Annotated in this window: 7 protein-coding genes; 6 read left to right on the top strand and 1 reads right to left on the bottom strand. The window is 37.5% G+C overall.

Annotated features, from left to right (window positions below; translation table 11 throughout):
- Positions 1 to 155 precede the first annotated feature (155 nt).
- The 6 genes from PP182_RS06235 (at position 156) to PP182_RS06210 (ending at position 13561) form a co-directional block, all read left to right on the top strand.
- A complete protein-coding gene (locus PP182_RS06235; protein ID WP_272650475.1) occupies positions 156 to 3458 on the top strand; it encodes a VCBS repeat-containing protein in 3303 nt (1100 codons plus the stop codon).
- Positions 3442 to 6804 (top strand): VCBS repeat-containing protein, encoded by a 3363-nt coding sequence (locus PP182_RS06230; protein ID WP_419197724.1) that lies wholly within the window; start codon positions 3442 to 3444, stop codon positions 6802 to 6804. The genes PP182_RS06235 and PP182_RS06230 overlap by 17 nt, the downstream gene beginning before the upstream one ends.
- Positions 6794 to 10051 (top strand): VCBS repeat-containing protein, encoded by a 3258-nt coding sequence (locus tag PP182_RS06225; RefSeq protein WP_272650473.1) that lies wholly within the window; start codon positions 6794 to 6796, stop codon positions 10049 to 10051. The genes PP182_RS06230 and PP182_RS06225 overlap by 11 nt, the downstream gene beginning before the upstream one ends.
- A 64-nt stretch (positions 10052 to 10115) precedes the next feature.
- Entirely contained in the window at positions 10116 to 11027 is a 912-nt protein-coding gene (locus PP182_RS06220) for an AraC family transcriptional regulator (protein ID WP_272650472.1), read from the top strand.
- Positions 11028 to 11194: 167 nt separating this feature from the next.
- Positions 11195 to 12559 (top strand): vanadium-dependent haloperoxidase, encoded by a 1365-nt coding sequence (locus PP182_RS06215; RefSeq protein WP_272650471.1) that lies wholly within the window; start codon positions 11195 to 11197, stop codon positions 12557 to 12559.
- A gap of 135 nt (positions 12560 to 12694) precedes the next feature.
- On the top strand, positions 12695 to 13561 hold the full coding sequence (locus PP182_RS06210; protein WP_272650470.1) for a hypothetical protein: 867 nt from the start codon (positions 12695 to 12697) through the stop codon (positions 13559 to 13561).
- Here the strand turns inward: PP182_RS06210 and PP182_RS06205 are convergent.
- Positions 13558 to 17268: a metallophosphoesterase gene (locus PP182_RS06205; RefSeq protein WP_272650469.1), complete on the bottom strand. Its 3711-nt coding sequence runs from the start codon at positions 17266 to 17268 to the stop codon at positions 13558 to 13560. The genes PP182_RS06210 and PP182_RS06205 overlap by 4 nt on opposite strands.
- Positions 17269 to 17272 lie beyond the last annotated feature (4 nt).

The following is a 17272-nucleotide window of genomic DNA, read 5'->3' as shown; positions in this document are numbered from 1 at the left end:
TTATTGAGTATATAAGAATCCCTTACTATTAAGGGATTCTTTTTTTTAGATTAAAAACTTAATAAAAGTTTAAAACAGTTAGCACAAGGTTAAAAATTCGTGCCAAAGCCAATAAATTCCGTTTCTTTAACCCCATTTTCGATTGTTTGGTTCGTATGCGAAAACATTTAGTATATTTTGGTTTTCTCCTACTTTCCTTGGGATGTAGCGATACTGAGGACAAACTATTTATACAATTACCCTCTAATAGTACAGGTGTCACATTTACCAATACCATAACAAGTACTCCTGAATTAAATATCCTTAATTACTTGTACTACTATAACGGGGCCGGAGTAATTACCGCAGATTTCAATAATGATAACCTTATTGACTTGTTCCTAGCAGGGAATCAAGTAGCTCCCAATTTATATTTAAACCAAGGAAACATGACGTTTAAACGGTTATCAATGGATTGGAATACAAAAAAACTAGGCAATTGGACCACTGGGGTAACGCAAGTTGATATAAACAATGATGGTTTGTTAGATTTGTATATCTGTCAAGCCTCCGGATATAGAGCATTACAAGGAAAAAACAAATTATTGGTGAATCAGGGCCTGGATGAATTAGGTAACCCATCCTTTAAAGATGAAGCGGAAGATTATGGATTGGATTTTTCAGGACTCTCAACAAAAGCCGTCTTTTTTGATTACGACCTCGATGGCGATTTAGACATGTACCTTTTGAACCATTCCGTTCACCCAAACCTAAACTATGGCAGAGGCAATAACAGGTCAAAAAGAGACACCCTTTCCGGGGATAGACTCTACGAAAATGTCAATGAGAAATTTATAGATATCAGTGAAAAAGCAGGTATTTTTCAAGGAAAAAGTGGCTATGGGTTAGGGATTTCTATTTCAGATATTGATCGGGACGGTTACCCGGACATATATATTGGAAATGATTTTTTTGAAAATGACTATCTCTATCTAAATCAGCAAGACGGAACTTTTAAAGAGATTATTTCTCTTGATGACAAAAAATTGGGCCATACCTCACACTTTTCCATGGGCAATGCTATTTCGGACATAAACAATGATGGGTATTCCGATATTATTTCATTGGATATGCTACCGGAAAACCTGCATACCTACAAGACCTCTGGGCTGGAATATGGCTATCCTATCTACCAACAATATTTAAAGAATGGTTTTGCACCGCAATACATGCAAAACACCTTGCACCTAAACAACAAAGGCTCAAATTTCTCTGAAATAGGTTTTTTAAGTGGATTATCTGCAACAGAATGGTCTTGGGGACCTTTATTGGCCGATTTTGACAACGACGGATACAAAGATGTCTTTATCACAAATGGTATCAAGGGTGCCACCAATGATATGGACTATATGAATTTCATTGCAAATGAGGATATTCAAAAAAGGATAGATGCTGGAATGAGGAATACGGACATGCCCTTAATCGACGAGATTCCCGAAAAAAAAGTATCCAATTATTTTTTTAAAAATAATGGTGATTTAACATTTTCAAATTACACCACAACTTGGTTTAAAGATGAAGCAACATTCAGTAATGGATGTGCATATGCCGATTTGGACAACGACGGTGATTTAGATATCGTCGTAAACAATCTAGATGAGCCTGTTTCCATTTTGCAAAACAATCAGAAGGAAAATAACTTCATTAAAATAAAACTAAAAGGACCTCCAAAGAATATTAATGGAATAGGCTCCAAAGTATTTGTGTATTCCTTAGGAAAAGAACAATACCAGGAACACTATCCTTCGAATAATTATTTATCCTCAGGTGGAAACATACTTCACTTTGGAGTTGGAAACGATTCTATAATTGATTCATTGAAAATTGTCTGGCCAGACAAGACGATAAAAAAAATCACAGATATAAAACCTAACCAAGAAAGGTTAGTAGTTTTTGAAAAAAACATAAATGATTCAAAGTTTACACCGTCAAACGGGAGCAATCAATATATAATTGCAAAAGATTTGTCCGTTGACTTTGTTCATGAAGAAAAACAAACTTTGGATTTTAACAGGGAACCATTAGTTCCTTTTGTTAGGTCGAACGAGGGCCCTACCATTTCCGTTGCGGATATAAACAGGGATGGCCTGGATGACTTTTTTATAGGGGGAGCTAAAACCCAATCCTCAAAAATTTATCTTCAAAATGTAGAAGGGAATTTCAGAGAAAGTCAAACCAATCCATTTGAATCAAAAGTTAACAACGAAGACGTTACCAGTATATTTTTTGATGCTAACGGTGACGACTATTTAGATTTGTTAGTGGCAAGTGGCGGAAACGAATATCTTAATGGTGAACCATTAAGGCCACGATTATACCTGAATATAGAAGGTGATTTTATGGAAGAAACCTTAGCTTTTTCCAATATCAGTACTAATGCTTCTAAAATATCCACTAACGATTACGACAATGATGGAGATGTTGATGTTATAATTGCCTCGGATTTGGTTCCAACCCAATTCGGAGAAGTACCACAACAATATTTTTTCATAAATGATGGAAAGGGAAATTTTTCTGATGCAACAGAACTAATTGTCCCAGAACTTAAAAACTTGGGCAACGTTAAGGACTTGGTTTGGACAGACCTTAATGATGATGGTATCGATGATTTACTCGTAGCTGGCCACTGGATGCCGATTTCAATTTTTATAAACGATGGAAAAAAGCTAACCCTACTAAAATCTAATGACCTCAGCACTACTCATGGATGGTGGAACACAGTAGTTTCGATGGATGTCGACAATGACGGTGACCAAGATTTCATCGCCGGTAACTGGGGGGCAAATACGAAATTCAAAGCATCTAGGACAAAGCCAATAACTTTGTATAATTACGATTTTGACTCCAATGGACAAAATGACCCTTTAATTACTTATTACCACGGAGGCACGGAAACACCTTTTGCCTCTAAGGACGAACTAGTAAAACAGATGCCTTTCTTGAATAAGAAATATTTATCCTATGACTCGTTTGCTAAAGCTAGTATTGAGGATATATTTGGAAATGCTTCCTTAAATAAATCCAATAAAAAATATGTGTATGAACTAAGAAGCTGTTTGTTCATAAACCAAGGTGGTGGTAAATTTTTAAAACAACCTTTGCCCATAATAGCGCAGGCATCATCCATACACGATATAGCCATTGATGATTTTGACAAGGATGGCTTTAAAGATCTGTTAATTGTTGGCAATACATATGAAATTAGCACTCAATTGGGGAGGTTAGACGCATTGCATGGCTTAATTTTGTATCATTCCAAGGACAATCAACAACCTTATACGAGTAGGTACAAAATGTTGGAAATCGATGGTGCGGCAAGAGAAATACAAAAGATAAAACTTAAGAATACTGAATCTTACATAATTGGGCGGAACAATAATTCGCCTATTTTCTTTATTTATGATGATAACAATGAATAAGCCCTATTTTCTTATATCCATATCAATAATACTACTAGGTTTTTCCTGTACGGATAAATCGAGTGTAGATAATGAAAAAGAAAAAAAGGAAAATACACTATTTACTTTGATGTCGCCGGATAGTACGGGCATAAAGTTTTTTAATAGAATAGAAAACCAGAAGAATTTCAACATTTTTAAATATAGAAACTTCTATAATGGCGGAGGAGTTGCCTTGGGGGACATCAATAACGATGGCTTAACGGATATCTATATGACCGGAAACATGGTGTCAAATCGTTTATACCTGAACAAGGGAAATTTCAAATTCGAGGATATTACCGAAAAATCAGGTACACAGGGAAATAAACCTTGGTCCACAGGGGTAACCATGGCTGACATTAATAACGATGGTCTTCTGGATATATATGTTAGTAATGCGGGTAATATGGAAGGGAACAACCACGATAATGATTTGTTCATTAACAATGGTGATTTAACCTTCACGGAACGGGCCTCTGAATTTAATTTGGCCAAAACTGGTTTTTCCACACACGCCACTTTTTTCGATTACGACAAAGATGGAGATCTAGATGCTTATATCCTCAACAATAGCAACATTCCAGTTAGTAGTTTAGGGTATGCAGAACAACGCGAAGTTAGAGCTCAAGATTGGGAAGGAGTTCCGGACATATTCAAGGGTGTTGGTGATATGTTATTACGAAACGATGATGGTAAATTCGTAGATGTTAGCGAGGATTCAGGTATTTATGGAAGTCTCATTGGTTTTGGTTTGGGTGTAATGATTACAGATATCAATCAAGACCTTTACCCGGATATTTATGTTTCTAACGATTTTTATGAGCGAGATTATTTATACATCAACAATCATGACGGTACATTTAGTGAGGAAATAAAAAAATGGACCAACCATCTAAGCCTATCCGCCATGGGAATTGACATCGCAGATATAAACAACGATGGGCTCAGTGACATTTTTATTACCGATATGCTTCCGGAACCTGACCAACGCGTTAAATCCGTCATGGAGTTTGAAGGTTATAATATTTTTAAATTGAAACAGAGTAAGGATTTCCACCAGCAATATATCCAGAATACCCTACAGTTGAATAATGGTAATGGTTCTTTTTCAGAAGTCGCTTATTATAGCGGAATTGAGGCAACAGATTGGAGTTGGTCCGGCCTCTTGTTCGATATGGATAATGACGGGCTAAAAGATATTTTTATAACCAATGGCATTAACCACGACCTTACCGATTTGGATTTTGTGGACTTTTTCGCGAATGAAATTATCCAAAAAATGGCATTGACAGGACGAAAGGAGTCTATTGATTCCATTATCAACAAAATGCCCATGACACCCTTACCGAATTACGCCTACAAGAATAACGGCGATATAACCTTTAAAAACGCAAACGAAGAATGGGGTTTTGAAGTTCCTAGTAAATCGAATGGTGCTGCTTATGCCGATTTGGATAATGACGGGGACTTGGATTTGGTTGTAAATAATGTGAACATGGAAAGTTTTGTTTACAGAAACAATACCGAAAAGAAAAAAGAACATAATTTCATTAAACTTGATTTTGAGGGGCCTGATAAAAATAAGTTCGCCATAGGAACTGTTGCCAAATTATATTTTGATAATCAAGTCATAGGTCAAACCTTAATTCCATCTAGAGGATTCCAATCTTCCGTAGAATACCCAATGACCATCGGTCTGGGGAAAATACAAGAAATAGACTCTATAAGAATTATCTGGCCCGATGATTCAACTCAAAAACTAACAAAAGTTAAAGCAAACCAAACTTTGACTTTAAACTATAACGATGCTTCAACAAAATATACGTTACCTAAAACAAAGAATAGTCTCCCATTTTTACAAGAGGTAAATAATCCAACTTTTTATACCCATAAAGAAAACGAGTATAACGATTTTGACAATGAAGGGTTAATATACCAATCCCTTGCCGAAGAGGGACCTGCTATGGCCATAGGAGATGTGAACGGGGATGGTAACGAAGATCTTTTTATAGGAGGTGCCAAAGGGCAACCCGCTACACTTTATCTTCATAGCGGAAATGGAAAAGTAGGTAGTCCCAATACTTCTTATTTTGAAGTAGATGCAGAATTTGAAGATGTTTCTGCTTCATTTTTTGATTCCGATAATGATGGTGACCTAGACTTAATAGTAGGAAATGGAGGAAACGAGTTGGGCATGCAAAGTACGTACGGCGCAAGAATTTATATCAATGATGGCAAAGCCAATTTTTCCAAACTAGATGCTAAGCTTCCAAGTACAAACAAGAACATTTCCGTGGTGGCTCCTTTCGACTTTAATGGAGATGGGTATACCGATATTTTTATTGGATCCCGCAGTGTTGTGGGTACCTATGGAGTAGAACCAAACCATTTATTACTTCTAAATAATGGAGACAATACATTCTCTGATGTAACCGAAAAATCTGCATACGACCTAAAGAATGCGGGTATGATTACCGATGCAATTTGGGTAGACATCGATGAAGATGATAAGAAGGACCTAATAACCGTTTCGGATTGGGGAACCCCACAAATTTTTAAAAATTCTGGTCGTAGGCTCAGTAAATTGGAAAGTAACTTGGATAGTTTAAGTGGATGGTGGGGAGCAGTTAATGCTAAAGATTTGGATAACGACGGAGATCTTGATTTAATTCTGGGTAATGCCGGCAATAATCTGCATTATAAACCTGCACCGGGAAAACCAATGAAAATGTGGGTCAATGATTTTGACAATGACGGAACCATTGAGCAAATCGTAACGCAACGCTATAATGGAGGTGACTATCCCCTTCATCAAAAAAAGGAACTGACCACCCAGATTTTGGCCCTAAAAAAAGAGAATATTAAAGCTTCCGACTATGCCAAACGCAGGGTAGACCAACTCTTTTCAAAGGAAGTGATAGCGAATTCAATTGTTAAGGAAGCGGCAACTTCAGAGTCAATGATTGCCATCAACGAAGGGGAAGGAAAATTTTCCTTCAAGGTATTACCACCACAGGTTCAATTTTCCTGTATTTGTGGTATAGAGTGTACGGATGTAAACGCTGATGGGAACTTAGATTTGATTATGGCAGGCAATAATTTTGAGTTCAAGCCACAGTTTTCTAGACTGGACGCCAATTACGGAAACGTTCTTTTAGGGGATGGAAAACTGGGATTCGATTGGCAGAACTATAACGAAAGTGGTTTTTTCATAAGGGAAGAGGTCAAACACCTAAAAATACTAAAGGATAAATCGGGAAAAGAATTTATTGTAGCGGCTATAAACGATGCTACTCCAAAAATCTATAGCCTTTATGAGAATTAGATATCTTGTTTTTTTCATATGCATCGTGCTTTTAAGTTGTTCCGATACTAATTCTGGTGAGGTATTTAAAAAACTCAAGGCTGAGGATACAGGTATTGACTTTGCCAATACCCTTCGAGAAACAGATGACCTCAACATCTTGGATTATCTCTATTTTTATAATGGTGGTGGCGTAGCCATTGGTGATATCAACAATGACAATTTGCCGGATATCTATTTATCTGCCAACCAGACCGAAAATAAACTTTATATAAACCAAGGTAATTTAAAGTTCCAGGATATTACTGAAAAAGCCGGCGTTTCCGGAAAAAGCTCTTGGAATACAGGGGCTGTAATGGGCGATGTAAATGGGGACGGTCTTTTGGATATTTACGTTTGTGCCGTTGTAGGGTTAAACGGTTTCAATGGACATAATGAGTTATTTATTAATCAAGGGGATGAAACATTTAAGGAGCAATCGGCCGAATATGGATTAGATTATGAATCCTATAGTTCCAATGCCGCATTTTTAGACTATGACTTAGATGGCGATTTGGATATCTATCTTTTAAATCATGCCGTACATTCACAAGATACTTTTGGAAACGTTAAACTCAGGTACGAACGCAGTTACGAAACAGGAGATAAACTGCTTAGAAACGATAATGGAAAATTTGTCGATGTGAGTGAGGAGGCAGGTATTTTTGGGGGAATAAATGGTTATGGACTTGGAGTAGCTGTTTCGGATTTCAACTTGGACGGTTATCCAGACCTTTACATAGGTAACGATTTTCATGAAGATGATTACTATTACATCAACAATGGCGATGGTACTTTTACGGAAAGTCTAAGGAATTATTTTGGTCATACTTCGAGATTTTCAATGGGTAGCGACGTGGCAGACTTGAACCATGACGGTCGCCCTGATTTAATATCCTTGGATATGCTTCCTGAGGATGAAAAAGTAATTAAATCGTCCGAAGGCGATGATAATATTCAAGTCCAAAAACTTCGCATTAACGATTACGGATATCATTACCAATTTACCCGCAACATGCTCTATTTAAATCAATCTAACGGCACGTTCCAGGAAACTGCACTGGCAAGTGGTGTGGCTGCCACGGATTGGAGTTGGAGCGCACTTTTTGGTGACTATAATCAAGATGGGGAGCAGGACATTTTTATTAGTAACGGTATTCCAAAACGTCCTAATGACCTGGATTATATAAACTTTCTATCGAATGAAAATGTTGAAAAAAAAATCAACAATACAAATTTAATAGACAAAAAAGCCTTGGAATTAATGCCCTCTGGCCATGTTGGTAATAAAATTTTTCAAGGAGGTTCCGGGCCAACTTTCGTTGACCAATCCAAGGAATGGATTCCTCAAGATACGCTGGTTTCAGGAGCTACTGCCTATGGTGATTTAGACAATGATGGAGACTTGGATATTATTACCAATAACCTTAATAGCCAGGTTACCTTCTATGAAAACCTAACCAATATGACCTCTAATTATTTAAAGGTGAAACTGAACTATAAGAAAGGAAACACCTTAGGTATTGGAACAAAAGTCACGTCTTATTCTAAGGGAAAAATACAGTTTAGGGAATTATACACGGTTCGTGGGTTCCAGTCCTCTTCCCAACCTATAGTACACTTTGGGTATAGCCAATTGACTAATATAGATTCACTGGAAATAATTTGGCCAGATCGATCCCATCAAGTATTGAAAAACGTGGCGGTAAATCAAACCTTAGAAATTTCGCCAGAAAGTACTTTTCCAAACTCAAGATCAAGGAAAACAGAAGTCAAACCATTATTTACCCTCGTTGAAGATGGTCTTGGTTTAGATTTTGAACACAAGGAAGATGCTTATACCGATTTTAATCGACAAAAACTTATCCCCTACAAAGCGTCGGACCGTGGTCCTGCTACTAGTATAGGTGATATCAATAATGACGGTAAGGATGACATATACTTTGGCGGTTCCAAATTTGTTCCTGCACAAATCTATATTCAAAAAGACACAAATTTCGTCCGTTCTACTTACCCCAGCATTCAAAAAGATTCTGTTAAGGAGGACGTGGTATCCATTATTTTTAAGCCAGACAGCAATAGTTCTCCTAAATTATTGGTAGGTACGGGAGGGGCAGACTTTTTCGGACAGGCCAAAGCACTGAAGAATAGTTATTACAATTTCCATATAAAAGAGGGCGAAGCAATTCGTTTGGATTTTCCGGAATTGTACGAAAACACTTCGGTCATAGTCCCTATTGACATTGATTCGGATGGGGATTTGGACCTTTTTATTGGGAGTCAATCTGTTTCGGGTGATTTTGGCAAGCTCCCTAAATCGTATCTTCTTTTAAACGATAATGGTAAGTACTCCGTGAAAAATACCAAATCTTTCGAAGCTTTAGGTATGGTCACGGATGCAATTGCCGAAGACTTCAATAATGATGGTAAAACAGATTTAATCATTGTCGGGGAATGGATGAGCCCAAAATTCTTCAAAAATGACAACGGTAATCTTGTATTGGAGGAAGGACTGTTGGACGAGAATTTAACAGGCCTATGGCAAAGTATAGAGAGCTTTGATATTGATCAGGATGGTGACCTTGATTATTTATTGGGAAATTGGGGTGCAAATTCGAAATTCACAGCTTCTAAAAAGCATCCGTTAAAAATGTATTATAATGACTTTGATGACAACGGTAACACCGAAACCATCGTCTGTAACTATAACCAAGATGGATATTACCCTTTAGACGGACTCAATGAATTATCCAGCCAATTGGTGTTTTTACGTAAAAAATTTAATACCTATACCTCCTTTGCAGGTAAACCCATTGAGGAGGTATTGGGCAATGAGCTACTTGAAAAGTCAAGGTTGCTCACAGTAGGAGAGCTTAAATCCGGTTATCTCAAAAATGAAAATGGCCGTTTTGAATTCGTTCCTTTTCCTTTTGAATTGCAATTGGCTCCAATTATGGATTTTCTCAGATTCGATTTTAATGGAGACGGAAGGGAAGAAGTACTGGCCGGCGGAAATTATTTTGGTGTGAAACCTTATCACGGTAGATTTGATTCCTTTTCTGGGGCCCTGATAAAGTCACCTGATGAAATCCAAATGGGTAACGATATAGGTTTAAATTTTATGTTTAAATCCCTCCGGCACCTCAATATTCTACGTTTTAAGGACCGGCCATATTTACTGGCAACTTTCAATGATGAAAAAGCGCAATTGTACAAACTAATACCTTAAAAATCGGTATCCTAATTTTCAATTAAAACCCATTGACAAATTTTCAAAAAATCTAATATTGATAATGAAAAAAGGTATTAAAATCTTAGTGATTATTATTTCCATTTTAATTGTATGGTATTTGTTTTTTAAACCATCAGACTATACCATTAATTTCTCGTCAAAGTCATTGCCAGGTACCATTAATCAATCGCTAAAACTTTGGGGTAAGGGAATTAAAAATTCTACGAGTCCAAAACAAGAGGACCCTCTTAATATTTTACAAACATTTACTTTTTCAGATTCCGTGCATCAATATAACTGGACTATAATCCCAATTAACGATTCCCTTTCAAAGGTTTCTGTCGGTGTAAAGGATGATAATTTGATGCACAGTATTGTGAATAAGCTAAAAGTACCTTTTAGCAAAACTGATTTTGTAAAACGGTCTGAGAAAACCGTGTACGATTTTATGACCGTATTAAAAGACCATGTAGATAATTTTAAAGTAACGATAATAGGGGAAGAAGAGATGCCAGCTAAACTGTTAGCGTATGTCACCATTACCAAAGAACAGGTTCATAAGGCACAAGGTATGATGAATAACACAAATTTTATTAGTGATGTTCTCCTCAAGAATAAAATTGAATTCGATGGTCTCCCAATGGTCGAGGTGGTTAGTTGGGACAAGAAAAACGACAGCCTTACCTATAATTTTGGTTTTCCAGTAAAAAAAATGGATACTTTACCCGACTTGGGTGAAATAAAATTCAAAAATTTAGAATCTAAAAAAGGAATCAAGGCCATCTTTAATGGAAATTATATTTCATCGGATAGAGCTTGGTATGCTTTAATAAATCACGCTAAAAAAAATAATATTAAAGTGACAGAAACTCCTTTGGAGGTATTTCACAATAACCCTCAAATGGGGGGCGACACCAGAAAATGGGTGACTGAAGTTTATTTACCAATCGATTCTTCGCCAAGTATTGACTGACTTTAAAACATTTGGCACTAAGAAATTCTTAAAAAAGATTAATGAAAGTTTAATGTCGTCCTGTAGCGTCCATTTTTAAGCCTAAAGAATTGAATAGCAGACAAAATAGTGTAATTTTGCCTACCATTTAACAATAATTATATTGTAAAAACAAAAATAGACAAGTTATGTTCAGGAAAGTTTCGGCACTACTTCTTTTATTGATTTCATTTTCTTGTACCCAAGAAAAGCCGCAAAGCAATGAACCTATCAATATAACCGCGGAAGATTTACATACCTCTATAGATAAAGTTGTAGAGATTATGATACATGATATCTTTTCTCCGCCCGTAGCAAGTAGAATTTTTGCTTACCCAAATATCGCGGCATATGAGATTATAGCTCAGGTTAACCCAGAATACAATTCCTTGGCAGGGCAAGTAAACGAGCTTACACCAATACCAAAACTTGATTCTGTTCCCAATGTGAACGCTCACTTGGCAGCTATGATTGCCCATATGAACATTAGCAAACAGCTGATTTTCTCCGAGGATAAATTTAATGTTTTACAAGACAGCCTATTCAATAAGTGGGAGACGACCAACAAAGTTGAATTTGATGCCTCAAAAGCATATGGTGAAAAAGTAGCTGAGCATATAAAAAAGTGGATGGGTAAGGACAATTATAGCCAAACGCGCACTATGCCCAAGTTTACGGTCAATACGGATGACCCGGCCAGATGGCAACCAACACCTCCTGCATATATGGATGGTATTGAACCACACTGGAATAAAATCAGGCCATTTTTTCTGGATTCGGCCGCACAATTTAAGCCCGTGCCCCCTCCACCATTTTCTATGGATGAAAATTCGAAATTTTATAAAGAATTGAAAGAAGTTTATGATACCAGTAATAGGATTACGGCTGTTGGTGACTCATCTGAAGAAGTTGCCATTGCCAAGTTTTGGGATTGTAATCCGTATGTCTCCGTTACCCGTGGACACTTAATGTTCGCCACAAAAAAAATTACGCCTGGTGCACATTGGATCGGTATTACAAAAATAGCCTGTAAGGATACGGAAAGTGATTTCGAAAAAACTGTTTTTGCCTATACCAAAACATCAATGGCCATTGCCGATGCTTTTATCAGCTGTTGGGATGAAAAATACAGAAGCAATCTTATTCGACCTGAGACATTAATTAATCAGCATATCGACGAAAACTGGGTGCCTATTTTACAAACTCCTCCTTTCCCCGAATATACTAGTGGGCATAGTGTTGTATCCGGTGCAGCGGCAACTGCTCTAACAGATATTTTCGGCGATGGATTTAGTTTTGAGGACGATACCGAAATGCCTTATGGTTTACCCATGAGAAAGTTCAACTCTTTTAACGAAGCGGCAGATGAAGCGGCTATCAGTAGAATGTATGGAGGTATCCACTATCGCGCAGCCGTAGAAATAGGTGTTGGCCAAGGTAGGGAGTTAGGAGCATTGCTCATTGATAAAATCAAAATGCAAAACGACAATACCGTTGCCGCAAACCAGGACTAGTTTTATTTAGATTCGTAATTTCATCTACTATCTAGTTAAGTTTTAGCATTCCGGGTAAATTACCTGGTGGTTCTCACAACTTATGGGTATTGGTTCGAGCCAAATTCATCAATTCTTATTCGAGATTCTTAAGACATGATTAGAACTTTATTAATATTGACTTTCTTAACAACTGTTTCTTGCAGCAACTACGGACAGTTGACCGTGGTCACCGACTTACCGGGAAGCCTTAAGGAAAACTCGGGTATGGTAAGCCTAAAGGATTCTACAATTTGGGTGATTGAGGACGGTGGAAATAAAGACATACTCTATAAGGTTGACTTTAATGGAGATATTGTTAAGTCTTTGAAAGTAAAGAATGGAGACAACGACGATTGGGAAGATTTAACCAAGGACAAATTAGGAAACTTATATATTGCCGACATTGGAAACAATGATAACAGTCGAGATAATCTAACGATATACAAAGTTCCAAATCCAGAAATAGAACCTGGGGATAAAATCGATGCAGAAAAAATAGAACTTAACTATCCAGATCAAAAAGAGTTTCCACCCAAAAAGTCCGAACGTTTTTTTGACGCAGAGGCACTTTTCCATTATGGGGACAAGCTATTTATCGTAACTAAAAATAGATCTAACCCATTTACCGGTGTCGCCCATATTTATAGCGTACCCGACACTAAGGGTGAATATGAAGCTACCTTGGTAGCAAAAGTGAATTTATGTGATGAATGGGAAACATGTCAAATTACGGGTATCGATATATCTCCAAGCGGAGAAAAGGTAGTTGCCCTCAGTTACGGCAAACTCTTCATCTTTACAGATTTTTCATGGGATAATTTTTCAAATGGTAAAATAGAAGAAATAGATTTAGGAATAAGAACGCAACTGGAATCCATTTGCTTCGTTAATGAAGATATCATATTGCTATCCGACGAACGTTCCCATGGGACTGGAAATAATCTTTATACATTAGACTTAAGTAAAGTACAGGTTAATTAAAACCCAAAACCCAAACCAAAAGTAAAACGAGCCCCATCTGCACTATTAAATAGGGCAAGGCTTACACTTAAAATATCTGCTCCGTTAAGAAAAAAACCTCCGCCGTACGAAGTATGCCATTGGTTAGAGGAAATACCGGGAGACCAAACCCTGCCATAATCGAATCCTCCAAAGAACCCTATAGCAGTAGGTACTATTTGAGTTCTTATTTTTCTTAGACTAAATCTTATATCCGTGTTCTGAAAATACGCAGCCTTACCGGTGAACCTTTGATTTCTGAAACCTCGCAAACCATTCGTACCACCAATACTGGCCGCCTGGTAAAACTCATAACCGTTCCCCATATTAAGATGACCTTTCCATTTTGTTGCCAAGACCAAACGCCCGCTTGGAATCAATTTATAATCAAACGAAATACTGGGAATAAAATAACCGAAATTCTTTCCTTCTATATTTATATTATCTTTAAAACCAACCTTTACCGAAGTTGCCATGCCCATAGTGGGAAAACTTTGATTATCATGATTCTCATAGGTGTATTCTCCATGAACACCTACGAAGCTATTCCCTGTCTCTTCCCCATTTCCTTGATAAAATGTATTAATGAATCTATCAGCAGTTTCTTCTACCTCAATAATTTCGTAAGAAACTCCAAGTCTAAACTTTGCTTCCAAAGGACTTCTCCAAACCAAAGACGGAGAAAATTCAAAATTTTGAATTCTTACCCTATTATAATCCAATCCCAAATCATCATCCAAATTTTCACTATTGTTCCCAAACCCGAAAAAGTTAATGGCAAAATTAGGCGTTGTGAACCTTGTCTTTAATTCAAGGTTCCAATCCTCGAAAATATTGGCAAACTCACCATTATATTGAAGTTCTACCCCACTTGTAGCGAAATAATAAGACGCTTTTAAAGTATGTTGTTGGGTAAAAGGATTTTGTCTGAAGCCATTGTATGTATAGGTATCTAAAAAACCAATTTTAATACCATCATCAGGATTAAACCCTACTGTGGGTATGACCTGGTTATTGCTACTCCGAATATTCAAAGGGTTATAGGTATTCACGGGATAATCGTCCGTTAACCTGACCTTGGTTCTTGAAGTTTCTTCCAAGGTATTATCTTTACTTTTATAGTCATAAACAGAGACTCCCTTGCCATTTTTTATTCTGTAAATATCATTGTTTTGCCCCCCAATGATACGAACCTTTATTCCACCATAATCCTCTGGGTTTTCCAATTCAAAAATATCATCATCATCCAATCCGTAAATCCAAATTTCATTGGTACTGGAAGCATAGAAAACTTTATTGAAAAATTGTTTCTTTTTCTCTCCATCTATGATTCGGTATGCCTTTACCTCGGTTCGATTTTCATCGAACCTATTAATTTCAAACCAATCATCTTTATCCGTTCCAACAACCGTAGCAAATTTGTTAAGTACCCTGAAATATTTAATCGCGGTATCTTCCACATTATCTATTCTTGACAGAAGAATTCTTTTCATCTCCTCAGTTTTCGAATCCTGTACGGCTTTTGGAAACATGGCAAAAGCTTCGTCGATATCCTTATCTCCAAGGTTTTCCTTGATATATCTAGCTTGCTTTAACCAATCATCCAGCGTACTTTCGGACAATAATGCCAAGTCTAGTACATAAGTCTTTGGTGAAGAATTAAATCCTTTAACACTGCGTATTTCTTCATTGAATCCTTCCATTAATCGTAAACCTGGAATAATCCTAGTTGCCAAACCCATTAACAGTCCATCCCCCATTTGGGAAAAAGCCTGATCCCTATCCCGAGGTACGGGCCGATAGATTACCTTACCATCCTCCTTAAATTCTGCCCATCTCCACTGGTCCACATGTCTGTCCCAATCTCCAATGACCATATCGAACAACCTGGCCTTTATATATTCATCCGTATCCACTTCATATTTCTCATCATCCCTTAAATCCTCAAGCATGGAATCCGTGCTCTTTAACTCATTGGCATACCCAAAACTTTCAAGGTCTCCATGACCATCACCGGCATGTTCCTCAATCATGTACAATTCGTCCCCAAAATCCTCATTGTATTTTCCAAGGGCATTCTGTTTTGGTATGTAATATAGGGTGGGATTGGTATGTAACAACCCAACGGCATCGGAGAGCTTACCAATCGTAAAAGGTGCATAAGGATGTGAACCCGTATAAAAATCCGCCAAAAGTTCCTGGGTGTACGTCTCCTTTAAATCATCCATGACATACTGATTTTGAAAGGCCATGGATTGGAGATACAACTCAGGAAGTTTTCTCAAAGCCCTCATCACATACTCCTTGCCCGAAGCATGTCTTAACCTCAACGATTTAGATTGGTGTCCCCCTCCCTTTTTTACCGGCTTAAGACCACCAAAAATAGTATCCAAATAAACCACCGGGGCTGTCACTTCCTTGCCGTAGTATTTTCGATACCTTTCTCCCCAAATGGCTTTAAAAAATCCAGACTTATCAATTTCCTCTTCGGTATAGACGGAGGCCTTAACTTCCTTTATTGTTGTTCTTGAGTAAAGCGTGTCCGCTTTTTGCACTTCAGGTGGTAGGACAGCAGAAGTAAAAAGAAACTCCTCTTCCCCTTGTTCGCCTACCCCATAATAACGTACTCTTGAAGAACCGTCTCCATAGACTTCCAAGATTGCATATCCCATTCTTCCCGTGGAAAACCTTGACCCATTTAATAATCTGGTGTCTCCCTCTTTTGCCCCAGACCCACTTACAATCTGTGGTGTATTATTTTCAACGATATATTGCAAAGTATGCTCATGTCCCGAAGCAAAAATCACCTTCTCTGAAAATTGCGCCAATGTAGTCACCTTTTTGACCAAATCTAAATACCTTTTATTACTCATATCCTCCGTGGATGCACCCGATGTGCGCCTAAGTACGTTTATAAATGTCCCCAATCCCGGGAGTGGAACTGGCTGATCTTTTGGATAAAAGTGTTTTTTAAAGGAATATTGCCCTCCATGGGGGCCATAACTGGTCATGGGATGATGCATCGCAATGACGGTGGTTCTATCCCTGTAATCTTTTATGGCATCCTCCAATTCAAGGAGAAATTTCTCCCTACTTTTTATTTCACACTTATCGTTAATATCGGGACGTTTGTTCCAGTTGGTCAGATACCATTCCGTATCGAGTGCTATAATTACAATTTCATCGCTGACTTCGATTACTTCAATTGGACATCCGTTTTTGGGAAGGAATGCATCTTTATCATTCAAAACTTCTTTTACATAATTTTCCTCTCTTTCCAAACCAACAAGACCTTCAGTATACCAATCGTGATTTCCCGGTATAAACAATTTTCTTCCCTTATAGTTGGTCAAAGTATTTAACTGAGCGTCTAAGTGATTCTTTGCGGTTAAATAAGCAACGGTAGAATCCTTTGGGTCGGGAAGGCCAGCTGGGTAAATGTTATCTCCCAAAAAAATAGCTGTGCTGTTCTCCTCCGCGCTGTCCAGTCGTTTCTTGAAGTTTTTTAATACTGGATTCATATCTCCAAGAGGAGATAGGCCCGCATCCCCAACAAGATAAAAGGTGTGCTTTATCTCGTTATCCAATACGATATCCTCGGCATCCTTAATGTTGGCATATTTAGATTTATAGGTCGCACAGCCCGTAATTAACAATACCAATAAGAGAAAAGCGCAATTTTTTTTCATATAA

The sequence above is a fragment of the Maribacter sp. PR1 genome (assembly GCF_028464145.1).
In the GTDB taxonomy this organism is placed as follows: Bacteria; Bacteroidota; Bacteroidia; order Flavobacteriales; family Flavobacteriaceae; genus Maribacter.
The sequence above is the reverse complement of the archived record's forward strand: the minus strand, read 5'-3'. Positions and strand labels throughout refer to the sequence as shown.

Excerpts from the sequence above, each read along its gene's own strand:
- PP182_RS06235 (WP_272650475.1), top strand. The coding sequence starts at position 156 with ATGCGAAAACATTTAGTATATTTTGGTTTTCTCCTACTTTCCTTGGGA.
- PP182_RS06230 (WP_419197724.1), top strand. The coding sequence starts at position 3,442 with ATGATAACAATGAATAAGCCCTATTTTCTTATATCCATATCAATAATA.
- PP182_RS06225 (WP_272650473.1), top strand. The coding sequence starts at position 6,794 with ATGAGAATTAGATATCTTGTTTTTTTCATATGCATCGTGCTTTTAAGT.
- PP182_RS06220 (WP_272650472.1), top strand. The coding sequence starts at position 10,116 with ATGAAAAAAGGTATTAAAATCTTAGTGATTATTATTTCCATTTTAATT.
- PP182_RS06215 (WP_272650471.1), top strand. The coding sequence starts at position 11,195 with ATGTTCAGGAAAGTTTCGGCACTACTTCTTTTATTGATTTCATTTTCT.
- PP182_RS06210 (WP_272650470.1), top strand. The coding sequence starts at position 12,695 with ATGATTAGAACTTTATTAATATTGACTTTCTTAACAACTGTTTCTTGC.
- PP182_RS06205 (WP_272650469.1), bottom strand. The coding sequence starts at position 17,268 with ATGAAAAAAAATTGCGCTTTTCTCTTATTGGTATTGTTAATTACGGGC.